General features: G+C 72.6%; 22 protein-coding genes. 10 read left to right on the top strand and 12 right to left on the bottom strand.

All coding sequences use genetic code 11. The features are described 5' to 3' along the window. Positions 1 to 14: 14 nt before the first annotated feature. The 3 genes from ACTG9Q_RS24480 to ACTG9Q_RS24470 all read right to left on the bottom strand — a co-directional run bounded on the left by ACTG9Q_RS24480 (position 15) and on the right by ACTG9Q_RS24470 (position 6021). Positions 15 to 2984 carry a BTAD domain-containing putative transcriptional regulator gene (locus ACTG9Q_RS24480; protein ID WP_455575225.1) on the bottom strand — a complete coding sequence of 990 codons (2970 nt, stop codon included), beginning with the start codon at positions 2982 to 2984 and terminating at the stop codon, positions 15 to 17. A 203-nt stretch (positions 2985 to 3187) separates the two neighbouring features. Beyond that, on the bottom strand, positions 3188 to 4102 hold the full coding sequence (locus ACTG9Q_RS24475; RefSeq protein ID WP_455575224.1) for a S66 peptidase family protein: 915 nt from the start codon (positions 4100 to 4102) through the stop codon (positions 3188 to 3190). After that, a complete protein-coding gene (locus ACTG9Q_RS24470) occupies positions 4099 to 6021 on the bottom strand; it encodes a prolyl oligopeptidase family serine peptidase (RefSeq protein ID WP_455575290.1) in 1923 nt (640 codons plus the stop codon). The genes ACTG9Q_RS24475 and ACTG9Q_RS24470 overlap by 4 nt, the downstream gene beginning before the upstream one ends. A gap of 112 nt (positions 6022 to 6133) precedes the next feature. Here ACTG9Q_RS24470 and ACTG9Q_RS24465 point away from each other — a divergent pair, with 112 nt between their 5' ends. Continuing rightward, a complete protein-coding gene (locus ACTG9Q_RS24465; protein ID WP_455575223.1) occupies positions 6134 to 6700 on the top strand; it encodes a DUF3090 domain-containing protein in 567 nt (188 codons plus the stop codon). A 9-nt stretch (positions 6701 to 6709) separates the two neighbouring features. Then, positions 6710 to 7504 carry an SCO1664 family protein gene (locus ACTG9Q_RS24460; protein WP_455575289.1) on the top strand — a complete coding sequence of 265 codons (795 nt, stop codon included), beginning with the start codon at positions 6710 to 6712 and terminating at the stop codon, positions 7502 to 7504. A gap of 170 nt (positions 7505 to 7674) precedes the next feature. Here ACTG9Q_RS24460 and ACTG9Q_RS24455 read toward each other — a convergent pair whose 3' ends face one another. Together ACTG9Q_RS24455 and ACTG9Q_RS24450 are read right to left on the bottom strand one after the other, a co-directional pair. Next, positions 7675 to 8574, bottom strand: a complete 900-nt coding sequence (locus ACTG9Q_RS24455) for a VOC family protein (protein ID WP_455575222.1) — start codon at positions 8572 to 8574, stop codon at positions 7675 to 7677. Then, a complete protein-coding gene (locus ACTG9Q_RS24450) occupies positions 8571 to 9083 on the bottom strand; it encodes an RNA polymerase sigma factor (protein ID WP_455575221.1) in 513 nt (170 codons plus the stop codon). The genes ACTG9Q_RS24455 and ACTG9Q_RS24450 overlap by 4 nt, the downstream gene beginning before the upstream one ends. 96 nt (positions 9084 to 9179) lie before the next feature. On the opposite strand from ACTG9Q_RS24450, the gene ACTG9Q_RS24445 reads away from it, so the two are divergent. From ACTG9Q_RS24445 to ACTG9Q_RS24435, 3 genes are all read left to right on the top strand, one after another. Next, entirely contained in the window at positions 9180 to 9995 is an 816-nt protein-coding gene (locus ACTG9Q_RS24445; RefSeq protein ID WP_455575220.1) for a DUF3097 domain-containing protein, read from the top strand. A 61-nt stretch (positions 9996 to 10056) separates the two neighbouring features. After that, positions 10057 to 10482, top strand: a complete 426-nt coding sequence (locus ACTG9Q_RS24440; protein ID WP_455575219.1) for an NfeD family protein — start codon at positions 10057 to 10059, stop codon at positions 10480 to 10482. 52 nt (positions 10483 to 10534) lie between these two features. Then, entirely contained in the window at positions 10535 to 11686 is a 1152-nt protein-coding gene (locus tag ACTG9Q_RS24435) for an SPFH domain-containing protein (RefSeq protein ID WP_455575218.1), read from the top strand. A 57-nt stretch (positions 11687 to 11743) separates the two neighbouring features. Here the strand turns inward: ACTG9Q_RS24435 and ACTG9Q_RS24430 are convergent, their stop codons facing one another. The 6 genes from ACTG9Q_RS24430 to ACTG9Q_RS24405 form a co-directional block, all read right to left on the bottom strand. After that, positions 11744 to 12199, bottom strand: coding sequence for a carboxymuconolactone decarboxylase family protein (locus ACTG9Q_RS24430; RefSeq protein ID WP_455575217.1), 456 nt, complete (start codon positions 12197 to 12199; stop codon positions 11744 to 11746). A 72-nt stretch (positions 12200 to 12271) separates the two neighbouring features. Further along, complete coding sequence (locus ACTG9Q_RS24425; protein WP_455575216.1) at positions 12272 to 12751, bottom strand: RrF2 family transcriptional regulator; 480 nt, start codon at positions 12749 to 12751, stop codon at positions 12272 to 12274. A 38-nt stretch (positions 12752 to 12789) separates the two neighbouring features. Then, positions 12790 to 13884: a DNA glycosylase AlkZ-like family protein gene (locus ACTG9Q_RS24420; protein WP_455575215.1), complete on the bottom strand. Its 1095-nt coding sequence runs from the start codon at positions 13882 to 13884 to the stop codon at positions 12790 to 12792. 153 nt (positions 13885 to 14037) lie between these two features. Continuing rightward, a complete protein-coding gene (locus ACTG9Q_RS24415; RefSeq protein WP_455575214.1) occupies positions 14038 to 14919 on the bottom strand; it encodes a sucrase ferredoxin in 882 nt (293 codons plus the stop codon). A 61-nt stretch (positions 14920 to 14980) separates the two neighbouring features. After that, the gene (locus tag ACTG9Q_RS24410; RefSeq protein WP_455575213.1) at positions 14981 to 15949 is read right to left on the bottom strand and encodes a helix-turn-helix transcriptional regulator; all 969 of its coding nucleotides are present in this window, start codon (positions 15947 to 15949) and stop codon (positions 14981 to 14983) included. 159 nt (positions 15950 to 16108) lie between these two features. Continuing rightward, positions 16109 to 17110 carry an aminotransferase class V-fold PLP-dependent enzyme gene (locus tag ACTG9Q_RS24405; protein WP_455575288.1) on the bottom strand — a complete coding sequence of 334 codons (1002 nt, stop codon included), beginning with the start codon at positions 17108 to 17110 and terminating at the stop codon, positions 16109 to 16111. A gap of 239 nt (positions 17111 to 17349) precedes the next feature. Between ACTG9Q_RS24405 and ACTG9Q_RS24400 the strand changes: the two genes are divergently transcribed. Continuing rightward, the gene (locus ACTG9Q_RS24400) at positions 17350 to 18060 is read left to right on the top strand and encodes a hypothetical protein (protein WP_455575212.1); all 711 of its coding nucleotides are present in this window, start codon (positions 17350 to 17352) and stop codon (positions 18058 to 18060) included. 310 nt (positions 18061 to 18370) lie between these two features. On the opposite strand, the gene add is transcribed toward ACTG9Q_RS24400, so the two are convergent. After that, positions 18371 to 19345: an adenosine deaminase gene (add, locus tag ACTG9Q_RS24395; RefSeq protein ID WP_455575211.1), complete on the bottom strand. Its 975-nt coding sequence runs from the start codon at positions 19343 to 19345 to the stop codon at positions 18371 to 18373. A gap of 86 nt (positions 19346 to 19431) precedes the next feature. On the opposite strand from add, the gene ACTG9Q_RS24390 reads away from it, so the two are divergent. From ACTG9Q_RS24390 to ACTG9Q_RS24375, 4 genes are all read left to right on the top strand, one after another. Further along, on the top strand, positions 19432 to 19833 hold the full coding sequence (locus ACTG9Q_RS24390; RefSeq protein ID WP_455575210.1) for an STAS domain-containing protein: 402 nt from the start codon (positions 19432 to 19434) through the stop codon (positions 19831 to 19833). A gap of 768 nt (positions 19834 to 20601) precedes the next feature. Beyond that, positions 20602 to 21597 carry a tyrosine-type recombinase/integrase gene (locus ACTG9Q_RS24385; protein WP_455575209.1) on the top strand — a complete coding sequence of 332 codons (996 nt, stop codon included), beginning with the start codon at positions 20602 to 20604 and terminating at the stop codon, positions 21595 to 21597. After that, positions 21597 to 22508: a pseudouridine synthase gene (locus ACTG9Q_RS24380; protein WP_455575208.1), complete on the top strand. Its 912-nt coding sequence runs from the start codon at positions 21597 to 21599 to the stop codon at positions 22506 to 22508. The genes ACTG9Q_RS24385 and ACTG9Q_RS24380 overlap by 1 nt, the downstream gene beginning before the upstream one ends. Positions 22509 to 22587: 79 nt before the next feature. Further along, positions 22588 to 23031 (top strand): DUF4383 domain-containing protein, encoded by a 444-nt coding sequence (locus tag ACTG9Q_RS24375; protein WP_455575207.1) that lies wholly within the window; start codon positions 22588 to 22590, stop codon positions 23029 to 23031. The last annotated feature ends 72 nt before the right edge of the window (positions 23032 to 23103 follow it).

Below are 23103 nucleotides of genomic sequence, written 5' to 3'. Positions count from 1 at the left end.
CTGCTCGGGGGCGGTCAGGGGTCGCCGTCTTCCGCGGCGCGTTCCCATCGGGCCACGGCATCGCGGGTGGCGACCGACTCGTCCGTCTCATCGCCGGAAACCCTGAGTTGGTCGGCGAGGAGCGACCGCAACAGGTCGGCGGCGTGCTCGGGCTGGCCTGCGAGCCCGAGCACATGGGCGTGCTCGAATCGCCGTCGGAGCGTGTCCGAGTGCATCGGGCCCGCCAACCGGCGCATGCCCTCGATCACCTCCGCCAACTCGGTCGCGGCACCCGCGAAGTCGCCCAGCTCGGTGCGAACCTCACTGAGGCCGTGGCGGGTGGCGACCGTGTCGCGGTGGTAGGGCCCATGGGATCTCATCCGATCGACGAGCAGTTCCTCCAGCGCGGCGGCAGCGGCGGTCAGATCGCCCGCATCCTTCTGGCGCATGGCCGTGTTGAGCCGCATGACCGACACGGTCCGGTGACTCGCGCCCAACGCCTGCCGCATGTCATCGAGCACCTGCCGCATCTCCTGAGCCGACCGCGCGGCATCCGGGCGGAACTGGGCCAGCAGGCCGCGCAACTCGAATGTCTCCGGGTGGTGGGCGCCCCGTTGCCGGGCCGCCTGGGCCGCGAGCGCCTCCAACTCGCTGATCGCGGTCCCGGTGTCCCCGGCCTTGGCCCGCCAAAACACCAATTGGACACGCGTGGTGGCGATCGCCCTGTCATCCGGGTCGAGGACACGCCGCTGGTCCTGCAGCGCCGTGTCGAGTTCCGAGACCGCTTTCGCCGGAAACCCGGCCTGGCCCCACTGGTAGCCGAGGTCCCTTCGCACGCTGATGGTCAACGGATGATCCCGCCCCAGCGCCGCTGTGGTGTCCACGACCAGCGCTCCGAGGCTGGTGATCGCTTCCCGGGACTCGCCCGCGTCGCCCAGCCACACGGCGAGCTGGTTGCGCAGGGTCAACGTGTCGCGGTGATCCCCGCCGAGGTGCTCGACCGCCCTCTCGGTCAGCTGGCGGCACAGCCGAATCGCCTCGCTGAGCTGAACGGCGAACCCCAGGCTCTCGACGGTGCGCAGCATCACCGGGTGGATGCCGCGGGTCGGGTCCCAGATCGCCGCCGACCAGTTGTCCTGCAGTGCCATCGCATTGGCGCGCAGCAACTGGCCGTCGTCAACGTCGGCGGCGGGCCAGATCTCGAGGATCGCCTGGGCGGAGGCGCGCGCGACGGCCGTCGACTTCTCCGCGCCGAGCACCTCCCGCACGGCCCGCTGCACGAGGGCGTGCACACGGATGATCCCGTCGGTGTGGTCGATGAGGTGAAACCGGTGCAGGCCGCGCAACCCGTCGCGGATCTCCTCCGGACCCGGTCGTCGTCCCAGACGCCCGGCGAAGTACCGCTGCGCGGCCGGCGCGGCGAAAACGCCTTCGGGAATGCCGTGGGGGTTCAGCGAGCTGACGATCTCCAGCAGCGGTTGCGCGAGGCCGACCGGGGGCAACCTGTCGGCGGCCTGGATCGAGGTGAACCAGGTGGTCGCCACCGTGTGGGAGGTGCCGTCATACAGGGTGCCCGCGGCGGGGAACAGGTCCGTGAGGCGGCGTTTGTGATCGGCGAATCGCGTCCGGTAGGCGCTGCACGGCAGATCGAGGTCGATCATGTAGGCGGCGGCGTGGCTCAGGGCGAGCGGCAACGCGCCCAGGTCGGCCACGACACCGAGCACGTCGTCGGCCAGCAGCGGGAAGCGCCCCAGTTTGCGCCGTATGTACGCCGTGGCTTCCGCTTCGGTGAACACCGCGACCTCGACGAGGTTGCGTCCCGTGAGAAGGTCCGCGTCACGCCGCCGGGTGGTGACCACCGTGCGCCCGTTGGGCCGCTCGGGCGGCCACAGGTCACGGATGTCCGCCGGACCGGCGAGGTCGTCCAGGACCACCAGCCAGCGCAGGGTGGTGGTGGCCAGGAAGGACAGCAGCCGGGCGACGGTCCGCTCGGGCGCCTCGTTCTCAGGACCGAGCGCGAGCACCGACCCGGCGACCATGTAGTTCGAGACGACGGCGTCGCGGCTGAGCGCTGACACCCACAGCAGCAGGTCCAGCTCCGCTTCGGCCAGCAGCTGCCGGGCCAACTCCGCCGCGAGCTGGGTCTTGCCCACCCCGCCGAGGCCCGCGACCACCTGGGTGAGCACGGTGGTCTGCCCGGGCCCGGTCGCCGCGCGGAGCACCTCGGAGGCCGCTCGGGCCTGGAAGTTGTCGGCTCGTGGCGGCAGCGCGCCGATCCGCACCGGGCCACCGACCGCTCGGTCGGGCCCGACGACGCGGTCGCGACGCGTGCCCGGCGCCGCTGTGGGCAGATCGCCGCGCAGAATGCCGAGCTGCGTTTGGGTCAATTCCGGCCCGATCTCCACGCCGTCCTGCTTCACGATCTGCTGATAGGCCCGCTGGAACAAATCCAGCGCGTCTTTCGGCCGCCCAGTGGCATAAAGAGCCAGCATGAGCGTGCCGACCAGATGTTGATCGTGGAGGTGGTCGCCTGCCAGTCGACGCAACGGCTCCACACTGACGTCGGGATGTCCCGCGCCGATCTCCGCCCGCGCCCAGGCGGTGAGCACATCGCGATACCTGGTGTGCCAGCGCAGTCGCACCCCCTCGGCCCACCGCGACTCGAGCCCGGTCAACGGCGTGCCCTCCGCCGTTTGTCTGGCCTCCCGCAACAGACGCAGGGCACTGTCCGGTTCCGGATCGGCCTGCGCCCGCGCCATCAGCCGATCGACACGCAGGATGTCCACCGCGTGCGGGTCGACGTCCAACACATATCCGTTGGCGCGGCTGAGAATCCGCACCGGCCCGTGGTCGGCCAACGGACGCAGGGCCCGGCGCAACGCGCTGATGTGCGCGTGCAGGCCGCGGCGCGCGCCTTCGGGCCGGACGTCGTCGTCCCACACCCTGCGCTGCAGTTCTTCCACGGCGACGATCACGCCCGCATCGATCGCCAGCGCGGCGAGCACGAGGCGACGCTGAGGCCGTCCGAGCTCGATGGTGCCAACCGAATCCACTATCCGCACATGCCCGATAAGCCGAACATCCACCCGTGAATTGTAGGTGAGTTCTCCTGCCCTGATGGGTGCCGCTGATATCCGACCTGGCCGGGAAGACCCGCGAAGATCGCGGCTCCGGTGCCGCCGATTCCCACCGCGACCCGGTGCGGGGCCTAGGCGAGGGCGGGCTCGGACACCGTCAGGGTGCCGTCGTCGGCGTCCAGGCGGGCGTGCACGCCGAGGGGGATGGTCAGCTGCCCGGGGCAGTGCCCGAAACCCAGCTCCCACACCATCGGCACCCCCAGCCCGCCGAGCAGGTCGGCCACCACGTCGTAGATCTGGTGCGGTTGCCCGCAGCCGCTCCACGAGCCCAGCGCGATCCCCGACACCCCGGTGAACCAGCCCGCCCGCAGCAGCTGCGTCAGCAGCCGGTCCACCCGGTACGGGTCCTCCCCGACGTCCTCCAGCAGCAGGATCGACCCGTCCGGCGGCGGGGTGGCGTCCAGGGACCCCAGGTCCGCGGCCAGCAGGCTCAGCGTCCCCCCGCAGGTGACGCCCTCGGCGACGCCGTGCTCGGCGGTGGCCGCGTGCGGGCCGCGCAGCAGCAGCGTGGACTCCGGCTCGAACAGCGTCGCCCGCAGGTGCTCGCGGGCCTCGGCGTCGAACAGGGCGCCCGCCACCATCGGCGCGAACAGCGTCACCACGTCCAGCCCGGCGAACGCCGCGTGCAGGGCGGTGACGTCGCTGGACCCGGCGAACACCTTCGGGCCCGCCTGGGCCAGGGCGGCGAAGTCCAGCAGGTCCACCATGCGCTGCGAGCCGTAGCCGCCGCGCGCGCACAGCACCGCGTCCACCTGTGGGTCGCACCAGGCGTCCTGCAGGTCGCGGGCCCGGTCGGCGTCGCGCCCGGCCAGGTAGGGCAGCGTCGGGTGGCGGTCCAGGACGTGCTCGCCGACGCGCACCGCCAGCCCCCACGACTCCAGCGCCGCGACCCCGGCCGCCAGCAGGTCCGCCTCGACCGGGCCCGCCGGGGCGACGACGGCGACGGTGCAGCCCTCCCGCAGCCGCGACGGGCGCAGCCTGCTCACGGGGCCAGCTCCAGCACCGGCACCCCGGGCGGGGTGAACCCGAACACCTGCCCGTAGAAGGACAGCTCCGCCTCGTGCGCGGCGACGATCGACTCCGTGCGCCGCAGCCCGTGCTGCTCGCCGTCGAAACTCAGGTACGCGTGCGGCACGCCCAGCCCGGCGACGAACCGGTCGACCTGCTCCGGCGGGCACACCGGGTCCTCGGCGCCCTGCAAGACCAGCACCGGCACCGCCACTGTCGCGACATGGGTCAGCGGGGAGCGGTCCCGGTAGCGCGCGGCGTGCTCGGGCAGCGACCCCACCAGCCCCTCGACGTAGCGGGACTCGAAGTCGTGGGTCTCGACGCGCCCCTCGGGCCAGCCGGAGAGGTCCAGCAGCGGGTACATCAGGGTCGCGCAGGCGAACACCCCGCCGGTGGCCACGGCCAGCGCGGCGGTGAACCCCCCGGCGCTGCCCCCGCGCACCGCCAGCCGCGCCGGGTCGGCCACCCCGTCGGCGGCCAGGGCCGCGGCGACCGCGGTGGTGTCGGCGACGTCGAGGACACCCCACCGCTGGGCCAGCAGCTCCCGGAAGGCGCGCCCGTAGCCGGTCGAGCCGCCGTAGTCGACGGCGACCACCCCGAGGCCGCGGCTGGTGAAGTAGGCGATGTCGAGGTCCAGGGCGGTGTGGAAGGCGGTGGTGGGGCCGCTGTGCGGGTAGACCAGGTACGGCGGGGCCGTGCCCGGCGGGCCGGTGAAGTCGGGGTTGGTCGGCGGGTACAGCAGCACCGGCACGCCGTGCCCGTCCGGGGAGGTGATCACCCGGTGCTCGGGCTCGGGCAGGTACCGCGGGTCCGGGGTCGTCGCGGTGGTGAGCTCGCGCTGCTCGCCGGTGGACAGGTCCAGGGTCAGCACCGTCCAGTCGGTGCGCGGGCCCGCCGCGCACCCGGCGATCACCCCGTCGGCGGCGTGCAGGTCCGCGGTCCACACCGCGAAGTCGGAGTCGACGTCGGTGACGGTGCCGCTGCGCTCGTCCAGGATCGCCAGGCGCCCCGAGCGCAGCACCGCGTGCCGCCCGCCGCCCAGCGGGGCGAACCAGCGGCGGCCCAGCTGCCACAGCGGGCCGCCCAGCTCGTGCTCCCCGGGGGCGAGGGTCGCCACCGACCCGTCCAGGCCCACGCGCACCAGGTTCCACCAGCCGCCCGGGTCGGTCACCGCCAGCAGCGAGTCCGGCGCCTCCCACACCACCTGGCACACCGACTCACCCGGCCCGCCCGCGACCACCCGGTGCGGCCCGAGGCGCCCGTCCGCGCCGACGGCGGCCACGCACAGCTCGGTGGACTCCCACGGCATCTCGGGGTGCGACCAGCCGATCCACGCCGCGAACCGGCCATCCGGCGACGGGGAGGGGGCGGTCATGAAGTGGTGCGAGGCGCCCAGCTCCCGGACCCCGCCGGTGAGCGAGACCGCCACCAGGTCGCGGGTGACGTCGGTGGGGGCATCGCCGGTGACGCTCTCGCGCACGCACCACACCTCGGTCCCGCCCGGTCCCGCGGTGAGGTCGCTGTAGCGCAGGCCGTGCTCCCGCGCGGGCGCCGGGGTCAGCGGCAGCGGCTGCGCGCCGTCGGCGCCGGTGTCCAGGGCGTAGAGGCGCTGGTCGCTCCACTCGGTGAACACCAGCCGGTCCCCGAGCAGGACGAACGGGCGGCCCCCGTACTCCTGCACCCGGTTGCGGGCGTTCCACGGCGCGCCCAGCACCCGCACCGGCCCGTCGCGGCCCTCGCGCATCACCGCCAGCCGCCCGCCCTCGTCCGGGCACGAGCGCGTCCACCACACCCCGGAGGTGTGCTGGGTCACCCACGCGGGGGTGCTGCTCGCGCGCGCGACGTCGGCGGCATCGATAGGGGACTCCCACGCGCCGTGGGCGGCGATCCTGACCACGCCCACGACCCTACCGAGGTCCCCGGCGCCGACCGATACGGTGGACACGTCAACGCTGTCCAGGGGGCACGACCTGCTCGTCCCCGCCTCGTGCAATAAGGTCAAAGGTGCCATGGCTCGCGTCATTCACGTCTTCCGCCAGCCCGACCGCTTCGTCGCGGGCACCGTCGGGCAGCCCGGCGACCGCACGTTCTATCTGCAGGCGGTCGAGAACGTCAGAACCGTCAGCGTCACCATCGAGAAACAGCAGGTCCAGGTGCTCGCTGAGCGCATCGGGTCGCTGCTGGAGGAAGTGCACCGCCGCTTCGGCGCCGAGGTCCCCGACGAGGTCGAGGAGGAGCAGGTCGACTCCGAGCCGCTGACCGTGCCCGTCGAGGAGGAGTTCCGGGTCGGCACGATGGGCCTGGGCTGGGACGCCGACAGCAGCGCGGTGGTCATCGAGCTGCTGGCCATCACCGAGGGCGAGGTCGACGAGTCCGTCGTGCTCGACGACACCGAGGAAGGCCCCGACGCGGTGCGGGTGTTCCTCACTCCGGTCATGGCGCGCGCCTTCGCCGAGCGCGCCGGGCGCGTCCTCAAGGCCGGGCGCAAGCCGTGCCCGCTGTGCGGGGAGCCACTGGACCCGGTCGGGCACGTCTGCCCCCGCCAGAACGGCTACCGCCGCGGCGAGGAAACCTGACCTGAGGTGATCTCCCCCACCGACCCGGCCGCCGGGGACTTCCTGACGCGCGGCGACATCGACATCGAGGGCAGGCTGGTCGACGCCTCCAACGTCACCCTGTTCTGCGCCATCACCCTCGACGGGGTCACCGCGCGCTGCGTGTACAAGCCGGTGCGCGGGGAACGGCCGCTGTGGGACTTCCCCGACGGGACGCTGGCCGGGCGGGAGGTCGCCGCCCACCTCATCGCCCGCGCCGCCGGGCTGGACGTCATCCCGCCGACGGTGCTGCGCGACGGGCCGCTCGGGCCGGGGATGGTGCAGCTGTGGGTCGACACCAAGGACGGTGACGACCTCGTCGACATCCGCGCCCCCGGCGACGTCCCGGCGGGCTGGCGCACCGTGCTGCGCGCCCTGGACCGCCACGGCGACCCCGCGGTGCTCGTGCACGCCGCCGACGTCGCCGTGGCCCGCCTGGCCGCCCTCGACATCGTGCTCAACAACGCCGACCGCAAGGGCGGGCACGTCCTGCACGGCACCGACGGCGGCGTCTACGGCGTCGACCACGGCATCTGCCTGCACGCCGAGCCGAAACTGCGCACGGTGCTGTGGGGGTGGGCGGGGGAGCCGCTGCCCGCCGACATCCTCGACGCCCTCGCCCGCCTCAAGTCCGGCCTCGACGGCACCGTCGCCGACACCCTGGGCGAGCACCTGACGCTGCGGGAGGTCAAGGCGCTGCGCACCCGGGTGGCGCGGCTGCTGGGCGCCCCGCTGTTCCCGGTGCCCGACCCGGCGGGGCGCCCCATCCCCTGGCCCGCCTTCTAGCAGGGCTTCGTCAGGTCGCTGCGAGTCAGGTCGCTGCGACCTGCGGCGACGCGACGGCCTGTCGGGCAACGCCGCCACACACCGCCCCAGATCGCGGCCTCGACGTCAGCGCCCGCCTGCCGGTGGTGTCGCTCCTGGCCTCCGACCTGGCGAAAGCCCTGCCAGGACCGTCAGGTCACGCTCTGCCAGAGCTGGAAGGCGGTGCCGTCGGGGTCGGCGCACTCGGCGTAGAGGCCGTAGGGCTTGGTGTCGACGGCCGAGGCGGTGCCGCCCTGCTCGCGCACCCGCTCCAGCGCGGCGCCCAGGTCGGCGACCCGGAAGCACAGGTCCACCCGCGGCGCCGCGCCCGCCGCGCCCCACAGGCCGATGTCGCGGCCCTCGACCTGCCAGCCGCCGGGCACCGACCCGCCGCTGAACGTCCAGCCCAGCACCGCACCGTAGAAGGTCTTCGCCCGCTCGGCGTCGGCGACGACCATGGTGGTGTAGCCGACGTCCCCGGCGCGGGCCCTGCTGGGGTGGGCGGGTTCGGCGTTGAGCATCCACCGGTGCCCGAAGGGGTCGACGAGCACGCCGACGCGCCCGTACGGGTAGTCGGTGGGGTGGCGCTCGGGGTGGGCGCCCGCGTCGACGGCGCGGGTGAACACCGCGTCGACGTCGCCGACGCGCACGTGCAGGGTGTGCGAGTGCGGCTGCCCCGGGGTGGGGGCGGCGACGGGGACACCGCCCGCGGCGTCGGCGTCGGCGAGCATCAGCACCGCGTCGCCGATGCCGATCTCGGCGTGGCCGATGGCGCCGCCGGGCATCTCGTGGACCTCGCCGCGGCGGTGCCCGTCGAAGACGTCGAGGTACCAGCGCAGGGCGCGGCGGGCGTCGGCGACGACGAGGTAGGGGGCGATGGCCGGGGCCGTGGGCAGCGCGGACTCCGGCAGGGCCTCGGTGGGGGTGGGCATAGTGGGTTCCTTCCAGGACAGCACGGCGCGGCGCAGGCGCTCGCGCAGGTCGTCGGCGAACCCCGGGTCGGGGTCCACGGGGGTGGCGGGGGTGTGGAGGGCCTCGAGCGGGTCGGTCACGGCTGCCCTCCCTCGGGGTAGGTGCGGCGGAACGCGGCGCGGGCGCGGACCAGCAGCGCCTCGGTGGCGTGGACGGTGCGGCCCAGGTGGGCGGCGACCTCGGGGACCGCCAGCCCGTCGAGGTAGCGCAGGGTCAGCGCGGCGCGGTGGTGCGGGCCGAGGCGGGCCAGGGTCTGCCGCGCCAGGATGGCGTCGACCTCCCCGTCCCACGGGTCGCTGACGTCGGCGGGTTCCTCGACGGCGCGCAGCCGGTCGCGGGCGGCGCGGCGCCAGTGGTCGGCGAGCTTGTGCCGGGCCACCCCGATCAGCCACGGGACCGACACGGCGGCGGCGTCGGGTCTGCGGGCGGCGGCGACGGCGGCCAGGAACGTCTCGGCGGTGAGGTCCTCGGCCACGGCGGGCTCGCCGACGCGGGCGATGAGGTAGCCGTAGACGTGGGGCAGCGCCTCGTCGTAGAGCTCGAGCAGGCCGACGGCGGGATCGGGTCGGGCCCGGGGTTGGGGGCTCACACCCCATAGTCGTCCGGGGGCGGTGCGCTCCGACGCCCCGGGCGCGACTTTCTCACCCCGGCGCGGCGCTCGGGTGGGCGTCACTACGGTGGCGGCGTGCGATCGAAGGACTATGGGGACGCCCTGAGCGGGCGGGCGCGGCCGGTGACGCCGGAGGTGCCCGCGGAGGCGGGACTGGTGGTGGAGGAGCCCGGGTCGGGGTTCTGCGGGGCGGTGGTGCGCCTGGAGCGGGGCACCACCCGCCACGACGCGGTGGTGCTGGAGGACCGCCACGGCAGGCACCGGGTGTTCCCGATGGTGCCCGCGGGGTTCCTGCTCGACGGGCGCCCGGTGACGCTGATACGTCCGCCCGCCGCGGCGCCCACGGCGCGGCAGGTGTCGGCGTCGGGGTCGGTGCGGGTGCAGGGGCTGCGGGCGCGCACGGCGGCGGCGTCGCGGATCTGGGTCGAGGGGGTGCACGACGCGGAGCTGGTGGAACTGGTGTGGGGCCACGACCTGCGCGTGGAGGGGGTGGTGGTGGAGCCGCTGGGCGGCATCGACGACCTGGGGGAGCGGGTCGCGGAATTCGCGCCCGGCCCCGGCCGCCGCCTGGGCGTGCTGGTCGATCACCTGGTGGCCGGGAGCAAGGAGACCCGCATCGCCGCGGCGGTCGCCGGGGGGCACGTGCTGGTGACCGGTCACCCGTTCGTGGACGTGTGGCAGGCGGTGAAACCGGCGGCGCTGGGCATCGGGGCGTGGCCGGTGGTGCCGCGCGGGGTGCCGTGGAAGGACGGGGTGTGCGCGGCGCTGGGCTGGGGCGAGCCCGCGCAGGGGTGGCGGCGGGTGCGGGCGGCGGTCTCGGGGTTCCGGGACCTGGAGGCGCCGCTGGTGGGCGCGGTGGAGCGGCTCATCGACTTCGTCACCGACCACTGAACCGACCACTGGTCGTCACGATCATCCCCGCCGAGCGGGCATTGTCTGCGAGGATGGGCCCATGGCGCTGATCTGGCTCATCGCCGGGATCGTGCTGATCGCGGCGGAGATGGTCTCCGGGGAGTTCGTGCTGCTCATGCTCGGCGCGGCCGCGCTGGCCGGGGCGGGCGCCGAGGCCCTGTTCGGGGTGCCGGTGCTGACCCTGGGGGTGTTCGCCGCGGCGTCGCTGGGCCTGCTGGGCGGGGTCCGCCCGGTGCTCAAGCGCCGGATGCAGGGCAGGCTGGTGGCCGACAACGTCGCCGGGCTGATCGGCGAGACCGCGGTGGTCACCACCACGGTGGACGGCTCCGGCGGGACCGTGCTCCTGCGCGGCGGGGACTGGTCGGCCAGGGCACTCGACGACCGCCAGGTGCTCGAACCGGGCACAACCGTGACCGTGGTGGAGATCCAGGGGGCGACGGCGGTGGTGTACGGCCACGGTGCGTGAGCACGGGGGTCGTGGTCCACTGTGGTTCCCGCCCCAGTGAGTGGAGGACTAGGTGGATGTCGGGTTGATCGTCGCGATCGTGGCGGCGCTGTTCGTGGTGATCCTGCTCGTCAAATCGGTCCTGGTGATCCCCCAGGCCCAGACGGTGGTCATCGAGCGGCTGGGCCGGTTCAAACTGGTGGGCCAGCCGGGGCTGAACTTCCTGGTGCCGTTCCTGGACCGGGTGCGCGCGCGCATCGACATGCGCGAGCAGGTGGTGTCCTTCCCGCCGCAGCCGGTGATCACCCAGGACAACCTGACGGTGCGCATCGACACCGTCGTCTACTTCCAGGTCACCGACTCCCGCTCGGCGGTCTACGAGATCTCCAACTACATCATCGCCGTGGAGCAGCTGACCACGACCACGCTGCGCAACGTGGTCGGCGGGATGAGCCTGGAGCAGACGCTGACCTCCCGGGACAACATCAACCAGCAGCTGCGCGGGGTGCTGGACCAGGAGACCGGCCGCTGGGGCATCCGGGTGGCGCGCGTGGAGCTCAAGGCGATCGACCCGCCCGCCTCCATCCAGGACTCGATGGAGAAGCAGATGCGCGCCGACCGGGAGAAGCGCGCGGTGATCCTCAACGCCGAGGGGCAGCGGGAGTCGGCGATCAAGACCGCCGAGGGCCAGAAGCAGGCCCTGATCCTCTCCGCCGAGGGCGCCAAGCAGGCCTCGATCCTGGCCGCGGAGGCCGAGCGCCAGTCGCGCATCCTGCGCGCCCAGGGCGACCGGGCCGCCCGCTACCTGCAGGCCCAGGGCCAGGCCAAGGCGATCGAGAAGGTCAAGGCCGCGCGCCCGTCACCGGAGGTGCTGGCCTACCAGTACCTGCAGACCCTGCCGACGATCGCCCAAGGCGACGCGAACAAGGTGTGGCTGATCCCCTCGGACTACGGCAAGGCGCTGGAGGGCTTCGCCCGGATGCTCGGCGCGCCCGGCGAGGACGGGGTGTTCCGCTACGAGGCGCCCACCGACACCGCCGGGATGGCGCCGGAGCAGGACGAGGAGTCGGTGGAGGGCTGGTTCGACACCTCCCCGGACCCGGGTGTGGCCGCCGCGGTGCGCGCCGCGGAGGAGGTCGCCCGCAAGGAGGTCGAGAGCCCGCTGCGGATGCCGCAGGTCGGCCCCGGCTCCACCCCGGCCAGGGTCGAGCCCGAACAGGCGTAGGAACACACACGGCGGGCGGCCCGGGAGTGTCCCGGGCCGCCCGCCGTTTTTTTCCTCTCACGCGCGGTGCGAGCCCGCCACGGTGCGGCAGGACACCGCGATGCGGTTCCAGGCGTTGATCGTCGACACCGCGAACACCAGCGCCGCCATGGTCGCCTCGTCGTGGTGGGCGGCGGCCGCCGCCCACACCTCGTCCGAGACGCCGTGGCCGTGGTCGGCCATCCGGGTCGCGGCCTCGGTGAAGGCCAGGGCGGCGCGCTCGGCGTCGGTGAAGAACGGGGCCTCGCGCCAGGCGGCCACGGCGTGGAGGCGCTCGTCGGCCTCCCCGGCGGTCTTGGCGTCGTGGGCGTGCATGTCCACGCAGTAGGCGCAGCCGTTGATCTGGCTGGCCCGCAGCTTCACCAACCCCAGGGTGGTCTCGGGCAGCGGGCTGGCGTGCAGGTACTTCTCCAGCGCGATCATCGCCCGGTAGGCCTCGGGGGCCAGGGCGGCGGGGTTCAGACGCGGCGACATATTCACTCCATCGTGTGTCGTGGATATCCAGAATCAGCGGACACGGGGGCCGTGCCCACGAAGGGTGGGGGCTCACGCGCGGGCGGCGGTCAGCCACTCCCGTAAACGGGCCCGGGTGCCGGGGTTGCGGCGCTCGACGGTGGCGGTGATGTCGGCGATGGACTGCCCGGCCAGCTCCCGGCGCCAGGCCAGCTCGGCGCGGCGCATGGTCTGGGAGATCGCGCAGCTCTCGCGGTAGTCCACGTCGGCGCGCGCCCCGGGGGAGGCGCGCACGATCTGCGCGCAGCGGAAGGCGTCCTCGGCGCCCTCGATGGCGACGACGACGTCCAGCACGCTGATCCGCTCCGGCGCCTTGGCCAGGCGGAACCCGCCGCGCGGCCCGGAGGTCGAGACCAGGATGCCCGCCCTGGCCAACGCCTGGAGCTGCTTGTTGAGGTAAGCCGCGGGCAGCCCGTGCGCCGCGGCCAGGCGCGCGGCGGGCACCGCGTCCTCGGGCCCGACCCAGGCGAGGTTGGCGCAGGTGTGCAGCGCCCACTCGACGCCCTCGCTCATCCGCATATCCAGGATATTATTCATCCAGGATAAGGGGGTCAAGTGATCCGCGCCGCCGAGAGCCCCCGCGCCGCGGCCACCCGCTGCGCCTCGACCTCCACCGCGGCGGCCACCGAGCGGGCAGGCGCGTCGAAGAACGTCACCGCCACGTCCAGGCGCGAACCCGCCACCCGCGTCCGCCACGTCCCCGCGATGTCCCCACCGGCCAACACCACACCCGGGTTGCCGATGACCCGCCACACCTCCTTGCGCCGCCGCGCGTCGGGCACCAGCACCTCCCGGTCACGGCCCTGCGCCAGCGGGTCCATCGGCGGCAGCAACCGCACCAGCGCCCCGGCCTCCGGCGCGGCGCGCACAGCCTCGACGTCCTCCTCGGGCAGCGCCGCCGCCCGCCCCTCCACCCGCACCGGCACCAGCCCCGACGGCCACATCCCGGCCACCACCGACTTCGTCGTGTCCAGATAGGCGGCCAGATCCCCGGGCGCCGCCGGACCGTGCAGGCGCAGATACGCCGCCACCAGCCCGGACGGGTCCCCGGGCTCGGGCAGCGGGTGGCGCCCCGGCAGCGGACGCAACCGCGCCGGACGGGTCTCGGCCACCACCTCCACCCCCGCGGGCAGACCCACCAGCTGGAACAGGCTCCCGAACACGTGGGTGCAGGCACACGCGCGGCAGTCATAGGAGTAGGCCGGGGGCAGGGCGGCGGTCATCTCCGCACTGGCCCGCGCCCGCGGCATTTCCTCTCCCACCACCGACCGCAACGCCGCCGCCCCCGCCGCGAACCCCGCCGTGGCCGCGATCCCCGCCGCCCGCAGCGACTTCATCGCCGTCGTACCCAGCCGGGCCGCCGCGTCGGCGTCGCCCCGCGGCCACAGCGCGGCGGCGTGCGCGGCGATGTCCGCCCGCCGCAGCAGGTGCGGGGCGCCCCGCTGCGCCCACACCACCGCCAGATCCGGGTGCCCCAGGGCCACCCCCTCCGGCAGCCGCGCGGCCAGCGCCACCCGCGCCGAACCCGCACCCGTCTCCTGCACCCCCAAGGCGAGCACGTCCAGGGCGGTGACCTCGGCGGTGTCGCGGTGCAGGCCGTGGCGGGCGATGCGGTGGGCCAGAACCTGCCCCCGGGTGAGGTCCATACCCGGCGACCCTAGTCGCCGAACCCGACACCACCGGGCCAGTGCCCGCGCCGGGAGTTCGGCGCGTTTCCCGACGACCCGGCCTCCCGCAAGCCGCACCGGGAACCGAGTACTACCCAACCGACGACAAGACACCCAACCCCGGCGGAGCCGCTAGTCGATGCGCGTGACCACGTGCGCCGTGCCCTCGGTGGGCGCCGCACCGCAACTGGCGGGCCGAGCCGCGATGACCTGCTCGGCCACCGTCACCCGCCACGCCCGGCCATCCTCATGGGCCACCACCACCCGCCACTGCCCGTCGACGCGCTCCGGCACCCGCACCAGCAGCGCGTCCGGGTCCAGGGTGTGGGTCAGCTCCCGCACCGCCAACTCCGCGGCCTGCCCCGGCGCGGCCCACGTCGACCGACCCCGACACCCCGCCAGCACCACCCCCGGCGCCGTCAACACCGCCTCCCCGACGGCGGGATCGACCCGGGCGTAGGCGTAGCCGGTCGGCAGCACCAGCGCGGTCGGGGCGAACCGATGCCCACCCAGGTGCGTCGACTCCCACACCGCCTCACCATGGGCCGCCGCCAACGCCGCCGCCACCGGACGACCACCGACCGCGCAACACACATCACGACGACCATTGGTGCACACCAACAACAGCCGCCCCGCCGCCGGAGCGCCGAACCCCGCCGGACTGCCCGCCCCCGCCGCGGCGAAGTCCAGATCCAACAACTGCTTCGGATCACCCACCGTCGCCACCCGCAGCTGCGCCCGCCCCGGCACCGTATGGGCCAGGTACACCCGGCGGGGGACCGGACGATGCCGGTCCGGGTGGGCGCCGGGACGGCGGATCAACACGATCCGCACCCCACTGCCCGCCGCGCGGGCCGCCAACTCCGCGGCCAACCCGCCGTCGAGATGGCTGTCGGTCAGGGCCTCAGCGCCCCACGGACCGGGCTGCTCGAGACACAGCCACGTCGCCGCGACCGCGGCGGTCCCCGCAGGCGGCTCGACACGACGGGAACAGGCATCAGTGGGCAGGCTCATCGCGCACAGACTCTCACGACAGGTACCGCCGATCGGGTGGACCCCAAGTGAACCCGGGTGACTACCCCACCTCCGAGCGGTCACAGGTCCGCGTGATCCGCTCCGCCAACACCCGCATCCGCGCCACCAACCCCTCCGGCTCCACCACCACGAACTCACACCCCAACAACCACACCCACACCGCCAACTCCTCCAGCGAATTCGCCCCCACCCGCAACAGGCACGACTCCCCATCGATCGGCTCCAACACCCCCGTCGACCCCGTGACGATCTCCCCGGCCCGCTCCACCGACACCGCCAGCCGCAACACCGCCTGATGGCGGAAAGCCCGATTCGTCACCCCGAACGCGGTGTACGCCGCCAAATCGGCATCCGGCGGCTCCCGCGGCGCGAACCGCGGCCCCACCGGCTCCCGCACCCCCACCCGGTCCACCCGGAACGTCCGCCAATCACCCCGGCCGACGTCAAACCCCACCAGGTACCACCGCCGCCCCGCGTGCACCAGCTTCAACGGCTCCACCTCCCGCACCGTCCGCCCACCATCGTGGGACCGATAGTCGAACCGCAACCGCTGATGATCACGACACGCGCCCGCGATCACCGTCAACGTCTCCGCCGACACCGTCGGACCCCGCCCCGGCACCGCCACCGTCGCCCACTGCAACGCCGCCACCCGATGCCGCAACCGCGACGGCAACACCTGCTCCAACTTCGCCAACGCCCGCACCGAGGTCTCCTCGATCCCCGCCACCGACCCACTCGCCGCCGTCCGCAACCCCACCGCCACCGCCACCGCCTCATCGTCATCCAGCAACAACGGCGGCAGCGCCGCACCCGCCCCCAACCGGTACCCACCCGCCGTCCCCGTCACCGAATGCACCGGATACCCCAACGACCGCAGCTTGTCCACATCCCGGCGCACCGTCCGGTCAGTCACCCCCAACCGCCCCGCCAACTCCCCACCCGACCACTCCCGCCGCGTCTGCAGCAGCGACAACAACCGCAACAACCGCGCCGACGTCTCCAACATGCCCCCAGCATCCCACCCCATCCGGACAACACCGGTCCGCAACAACCCTGCCCCGCCCACGCCGACCCCGACCTCAACGACCGCACACTCAACGCACCAGTAGCGACCCCCCGACAGGGATTCACGGCAAAGGGGTCGGGCACACACGGGCAGGAGAACTCATGCCAACGCCCTGAGGGCTCTGGTGACGTCACGGTCTGTGTTGTACAAATGAAAAGCGACCCGCGTCCGACCGAAGCGCGACGACACCCGGATCCCGGCGGCCGCGAGCCTCTCGGCTGCGTGTTGGATGGATGTGCACACAATCGCAGTGTCGCCAAGATCCATGCCAAGACCTGAGCGGAACAGGTTCGCCAAACGAAGATTGTGTTCATGAACCGGTTCGACGCCAATCTCCACCAGCAGTTCGAGAGTTGGCGCCGCGGCGACGTAAGAAAACCACGGCACGGCGATGTCGAACCGGCGCGCGTCCGGGGCCAACCTCAGGGGAGGACCATAAGAGGCGTCCCCCTGTCCCGCATACCAATTGGCGGCGATTGGGCGAATACGATCGCGGATTCGGGCATTGAAATAGCAGAAGGCTGTCCCGCGGGGGCACATCAGCCATTTGTAACCAGAAACCGCGAGGACGTCGAACTGCTTCGCGTCCAACGGCAGCCACCCCGCCGCTTGAGTGGCGTCACCGACGACAAGAGCATCGTTGGCGCGCGCCGCCGCGACAATCTCCGCGACGGGCGCGACCTCGCCCGTCGCGGACTGCACGACGCTGAAAGCCACGACGTCCGTTCTCTTGTCGATCGCTTCGGGAATGTCACATGGCGGCACCATCCGGACGTCGAGATCGTTGGCGAGCCAAGGGAACAAATTGGATGTTTGCTCGATGTCCGGGGCGACCACGCGCGCACCGCGCGGGAGCGACGCCGCTACGGGGGCGATCACCTGGGATGCGGAAGCGCCCACCGAGATGTCAGCCACGTCCGCCCCAACCAGCTGTGCGAATGCCTCACGCGCACGACCCGTTGACTTATCCCACGGCGCCCACCCATGCGCCCCGCGACGCCACTCGTCTAGGGGTTCGACGAGCGCGTCCAAGGCTCGACGGGGCGGGATGCCATGGCTCGCCGTGTTCAACCACCCAGGGTCCGGCTCCCAGAACTTCACGGCATCGACAAGATCGATGGCCACTCCCACCGCCTTCCACTCGACTCGCGGGGCGAACGGCGCCGACCAATCGCCCGAGACGCCATTGGTACTACGTCGCGCCACAATCGTTGGTTCCACCAACTGCCCTGCCGCCGAACTGATCTTGTTCGACTATTCGCAGGCCCACAACATCCACACCCGGGCCCCACCAGCGCCACACTGGGAACCACCACCGCAGAACACGAGGACAACGACCCATGGATGCCACCCTGCACACCGCCGCGGGCCACTGCGTCCTGCGCCTGCAACTCCACCTCCCACAACCACCCGAGACCGCCTGGAACACCCTCAACCTCGACCACTGGCTCCCACCAGCCCCCGACCTCACCATCACCACCCCCACCGACACCCTGCGCTTCCACCTCACCCCCACCAGCACCGGCAGCCTCCTCGTCTTCACCCACACCTTCGACGACCGACCCGCCGCCGCCACCCACGCCACCCACTGGCACCACCGCCTCGCCACCGCCGCGGGCATCCCCACACCCGACCCCACCACCCTCCACGAGCACTACACCGCCCGCTTCGACCTCCTCCGCGGCACCGCGGAACCCGACGGCCCCACCTGGCGCGTCCACTTCGACCGCCACCTCACCGCCACCCCCACCGACATCTGGCCCCACCTCCACACCCTCGGACCCGCCCACACCGAACACCACCCCACCCACCGCCACCTCCACACCGACCACGGGGGAGAGGCCCACCTCCACCTCACCCCAGGACCAGCCAGCACCCACCTCACCCTCGACCACCACGGCGTCCCCACCGACCACGTCGCCGCCACCCTCGCCCACTGGCACACCGCCATCCGCGCCCTCGCCGCCACCGTCATGGGCCCCACCCCCGGCGCCCCCGACGCCGACCTCGAAGACCACTACCGACGCACCATCGGCGCCACCATCCCCTGACCGGCCCACCCGTGCTCCAGGCGCGAAGCTGCAGTCAACGACAGGCCGCAGTCAACCGAGACAGCACGCCCGCCGCCGAGGTCAGGGTTGAGATCGGTGCGCTCCTTGGCCCAGGCCAGGGGAGTGGCATCCCGACGCCTCGCTGGCGAACTGTGGTCAGGGCCGACGAAGTCCGTCCCCGATCTGCCTCAGGAACAGGCGCCAGCGATCAGCGCGCGCCCCGCCGTCGCTCCGATGACGTGCCCGGTGACGTCCCCAGTGACCGGGGAACCGGTGGACGCCCTCAATGCCCGACTACGGGCACCGGCGCTCAGCCCCACCACGCCGCCATCTCCGCCCGCACCCGCTCCTTCACCTCCACCGGCGCGAACGAGGCGTCCACCGCCGCCAACGCCACCCCCGCCACCACCTCATCCGACCACCCGAACCGCGCCCGCGCCCGCGCGAACTCCCCACTCAACGACGTCTCCGCCACATCCGGGATATCGGTGTTCAACGACACCGCCACCCCCGCCGCCATCAACCGCGGCAGCGGGTGCGCCGCCCACGACCCCACCAACCCCAACACGTTGTTCGACGACAGGCACACCTCCAACGCCACCCCCCGCTCCCGCAACTCCGCCACCACCGACTCGTCCTCCACCGCCCGAAATCCATGCCCGATCCGCTCAGCCGCACCCAACCGCAACGCCTCCCGCACGCTCTCCGCACCACACATCTCCCCGGCGTGGTGCACCATCCGCAACCCCTCCGCCCGCGCCTGCGCCAACACCGACGCGAACGGCGCCAGCGGATAGCGCTCCTCACCGGCCAACCCCACCGCCACCACCACCCCCGGATACCCCAACGCCGCCTCCACCGTCGCCGCCAACCGCGCCACCGGCCGCCGCCGCGAATGATCCAGGATCAGCCGCACCACGATCCCGTGCTCCGCCGACCCCTGCGCCAACCCCGCCACCACCGCGGCCAACGGCATCCCCGGCGCCCCCAACCGCTCCCCGTGCGACAACGCCGAAAACGTCACCTCCGCGTACCGCACCCCATCAGCGGCCTCATCGGCACAGAACTCCCGCGCCACCCGCGCGAAGTCCTCCGGCTCCCGCAGACACGACCGCACCACCGCGTTGCGGTCCGCGAACTGCCGGAACCCACCGAACCCGCCCTCCGGCACCCGCGGCACCGACACCCCGTACCGGCGCGCCAACACCGCCAACGTCGACGCCCGCACCGTGCTCTCCAGATGCACGTGCAGATGAGCCTTCGGCAACCCCACCAAGTCCCGCACACAGAAACCAATACCCCATGGCAACCTTTCCGGCCCCACCGGGATCAAGGACACAACAGCCACCAATCACTCCGGAAGGCCCCGCCGTGCCGCTGCGCTTCACCCACCCCCGCGCCCGCCACCTGAGCGTCACCACCCGCCGCAGCGGCACCGTGCGCACCATCCACGCCGAAGGCCACATCGACCTCGCCACCGAGGCGCCCTGGCACGACCACCTCATCACCGCCGCCACCAGCGCCGACCCCACCACCCACCTCGTCGTCGACCTCACCCAGGTCACCCACCTCAGCTGGGCCAGCACCGCCGCCCTGGTTCGCGCCCACCACGCCTGCACCGCCCGCGGCCGCCACCTCACCGTCCTGGCGGGCGGACCCATCCTCACCGGCCTGCGCCTGTCCCGCCTCGACCAGGTCTTCACCATCACCCCAGCCGCCCAGCGCACCCGCCCGGTCCACAACCACAACTGCTCGGAGTGGCTGATCGCCTGAACGCGGGGGAGTAGGCCGCATAGCCGCCGCGCCTGCCACACCTGACCGGTGGTCATCTCCGCGATCCCACGTGCACCAGCCGGCACGCGCGCCCGGCATGAAACGGCGACACGATTCGCGGCCGGCGGCCCTGTGCGGCTCGGGACGCTGGGGGCCAGAACATGGTCCTGGTGACGATCGCGGTGTGGACATCCTGGGGCGCCGGGCGAGTACGCGTGGACGTGTGGTCGGCGGCCTGGCCGACGCCAGAGCGAGTCCTCCAGCATGAAGTGGTGCGTGGTTGGTCGCACCAGGAGTTCTGTGGCGAGCCGGAGGCCGGGGAGCGGTTGAGGGGACCTCTCCGAATCATCTACTTAACATAATGTCGATTATCGAACTTACAGCGACCTGGGACGATGTCCAGAAGTGGCTCGCCGAGCCGTCGTTCGCTTGCCAGGCCGCCTCAGGCCGCCGACCGTCCGAATGGCGCGTACGCATCGACTTCCCGATGTTCGCCGATGATCTTCGGACCCACTGTCGCCTGAGCGGCTTCAGGAGGCACGCATGAGGGGCGGATCGGCGTGCGTGGCGACGCCATCCCCGGTTGGCCGTCTCGGACGGCACCCATAAAAACGTCACCGTGACGTATCGGCCACGGGTGATCCGACCCAGCTCTCCGAGTGTCGAGTCGTGCATAACCGTCATTATGCAGCACACTGGTTGTGCTCGGACGGGTGATCGCGGGGTGGCGGTTCGCCGGGTGTCGGTGGGACGCGGTATTCAGGTGCGGTGAAGTTGATCGACGCGCAGGACGCGTTCTTCGTGGCGCGCAAACCCCGCAAGGACTCCCCCCACACCACCGCCGCCTACCGGCGGGATCTGGCCGGGGTGAACGCCCGGCTGGCGGAGGAGCTGGGGGCGGCGGTCGAGGAGATCGCGCTCGACGAGGTGCTCGCGGCGCCGCTGCGGGCGGCGTTCGGGGCCTTCGCCGACGACCACGCGCGCAGCTCGGTGGCGCGCGCCTGGTCGACCTGGAACCAGTTCTTCCAGTTCTGCGTGGCCGACGGCCTGATGGCGGGCAACCCGATGGGCGCGATCGGGCGGCCGCGACCCACTCCCCTGTCCCCCAAGCCGCTGCGCGGTGAGGGCACGCCGGAGGCGCTGCTGGCGGCGGTGGCGCAGGGGGCGCGGCGCGCGCGCAAGCCGTGGCCGGAGCGGGACCTGGCGGTGGTGGCGCTGGGGCTGGTGGCCGGGTTGCGCTCGGCGGAGCTGCGGGCGCTGCGCCGCTCGTCGGTGGTGGGGCGGGCCGGGGAGAAGCGGCTGTTCGTGCGGGGCAAGGCGAACCGGGAGCGGTCCATCCCGATCGAGGCGCCGCTGGAGCGGGTGCTGGAGTCGTACCTGGACTCGTGTGAGCGCCGGTTCCCGACGGTGTCCTTCTCCCCCGAGTCGCCGCTGCTACTGGGCTCCGACGGGGCCGGGATCGGGCGGGGCGCGCTGGACTACCTGGTGCGGTCGTGTTTCGCCGGGGCGGGGGTGCGCGACCGGGTCCCGGCGGGGGCGAACCTGCACGCGCTGCGGCACACGTTCGCGACGCGGCTGGCCGAGGACGGGGCGAACGCGGTGGAGATCATGGCGCTGCTGGGCCATGCGAGCCTGAACACGAGTCAGAACTACATTGAGGCGTCGGGGACGCAGCGGCGGGCCGCGGCGGCGTCGAATCGGACGTACCGGGTGTTGACCGAGTTGACCGGGCCGGCTGAGTCGGCTGAGTTATCGGAGGAGTGATGGCGCGGCGGAAGGTGCGCTCCCCTCTCCCCCAGCGCGGCGGGGTGGACGCGGTGCGGGTGCGGATGCCGGTGTCGGACGCGTGGGCGACGGTGCGGGATCACCTGGTGGAGCGGTTGCCGGTGCCCGCGGAGCGGGTGGACGCGATGTTCGCCGAGGGGCAGGTGTGGTCGGAGTCGGGTCCGGTGGGGGTGGGCGCGCCGTTCGTGCGGGGTGGGTCGGTGTGGTTTCACCGGGACCTGCCGGTGGAGGTGCCGGTGCCGTTCGAGGTGTCGGTGGTGTTCCGGGACGAGGACCTGGTGGTGGTGGACAAGCCGCATTTCCTGGCGACGACGCCGCGGGGGTCGCACGTGGCGGAGACGGCGTTGGTGCGGGTGCGGCGGATGGTGGGGGTGCCGGACCTCTCGCCCGCGCATCGGCTGGATCGGATGACGGCGGGGTTGCTGGTGTTCGTGGTGCGGCCGGAGATGCGGGGTGTGTACCAGTCGTTGTTCCGGGATCGTCTGGTGCGCAAGGAGTATTGGGCGGTGGCGCGGGGTGTGGGGCCGGAGGTGGGGACGGTGGTGCGGAGTCGGATCGTGAAGGAGCGGGGGGTGCACGCGGCGCGGGAGGTGGCGGGGCCGGTGAACGCGGTGACGCGGGTGGTGTCGGTGGCGCGGCGGGGGGATGTGGGGTTGTACGGGTTGGTGCCGGAGACGGGGCGGACGCATCAGCTGCGGGTGCACATGGCGGGGTTGGGGGTGCCGATCCTGGGTGATGACCTGTTTCCGGTGGTGGCGGAGCGGGCGCCGGGTGATTTCTCGGCGCCGATGCAGTTGTTGGCGCGGTCGGTGGAGTTCACCGATCCGGTGTCGGGGGTGGAGCGGCGGTTCGTGTCGGGGTTGTCGTTGTCGGCGTGGCCTGCCGGGTGACTGTCGGTGTTTTGGGATGGGTGATTTCTCCCGATTGGGGGTACACACTGGGTTCCTAGGCACGTCGAGGAGGACCCTCATGAGTGACATGTCCGCCACCCGCACCCGGCACCCTGGCCAGCTCGCGGCCATGGCGGTCGGGGCGGTGTTCCTGCTGGTCGGTGTCCTGGGATTCATCCCTGGCATCACGACGAACTATGACAGCCTCGGTTTCGCGGGCCATGAGTCCGAGGCGCTGTTGCTGGGTGTGTTCCAGGTGTCGATTCTGCACAACCTGGTGCACCTGCTCTTCGGTGTCGCGGGTCTGGCGATGGCGCGGACGCTGTCGGGTGCGCGGGCGTACCTGATCGGTGGCGGTGTCGTCTACCTGGTGCTGTGGCTGTACGGCTTGTTCATCGATCACCACAGTGCCGCGAACTTCGTGCCGCTGAATGGCGCGGACAACTGGCTGCACCTGTTCCTGGGCGTGGGCATGATCGCGCTGGGTCTGCTGGTGGCCAGCCCGCGGGGTGCTCGGCGGTAGGTGTTCTGTGGTTGTGGCCGACGGGCCGTGACTTCGACTTAGGGCGGGTCGCGGCCCGTTTGCCGTGTGTGG

Source organism: Actinokineospora lacus, from assembly GCF_053813445.1.
The sequence above is the reverse complement of the archived record's forward strand: the minus strand, read 5'-3'. Positions and strand labels throughout refer to the sequence as shown.

Coding starts and splice junctions, on each gene's coding strand:
- ACTG9Q_RS24400 (WP_455575212.1), top strand. CDS start 17,350: ATGGATGCCACCCTGCACACCGCCGCGGGCCACTGCGTCCTGCGCCTG.
- ACTG9Q_RS24420 (WP_455575215.1), bottom strand. CDS start 13,884: ATGGACCTCACCCGGGGGCAGGTTCTGGCCCACCGCATCGCCCGCCAC.
- ACTG9Q_RS24410 (WP_455575213.1), bottom strand. CDS start 15,949: ATGTTGGAGACGTCGGCGCGGTTGTTGCGGTTGTTGTCGCTGCTGCAG.
- ACTG9Q_RS24375 (WP_455575207.1), top strand. CDS start 22,588: ATGAGTGACATGTCCGCCACCCGCACCCGGCACCCTGGCCAGCTCGCG.
- ACTG9Q_RS24440 (WP_455575219.1), top strand. CDS start 10,057: ATGGCGCTGATCTGGCTCATCGCCGGGATCGTGCTGATCGCGGCGGAG.
- ACTG9Q_RS24425 (WP_455575216.1), bottom strand. CDS start 12,751: ATGAGCGAGGGCGTCGAGTGGGCGCTGCACACCTGCGCCAACCTCGCC.
- ACTG9Q_RS24465 (WP_455575223.1), top strand. CDS start 6,134: ATGGCTCGCGTCATTCACGTCTTCCGCCAGCCCGACCGCTTCGTCGCG.
- ACTG9Q_RS24415 (WP_455575214.1), bottom strand. CDS start 14,919: ATGAGCCTGCCCACTGATGCCTGTTCCCGTCGTGTCGAGCCGCCTGCG.
- ACTG9Q_RS24430 (WP_455575217.1), bottom strand. CDS start 12,199: ATGTCGCCGCGTCTGAACCCCGCCGCCCTGGCCCCCGAGGCCTACCGG.
- ACTG9Q_RS24380 (WP_455575208.1), top strand. CDS start 21,597: ATGGCGCGGCGGAAGGTGCGCTCCCCTCTCCCCCAGCGCGGCGGGGTG.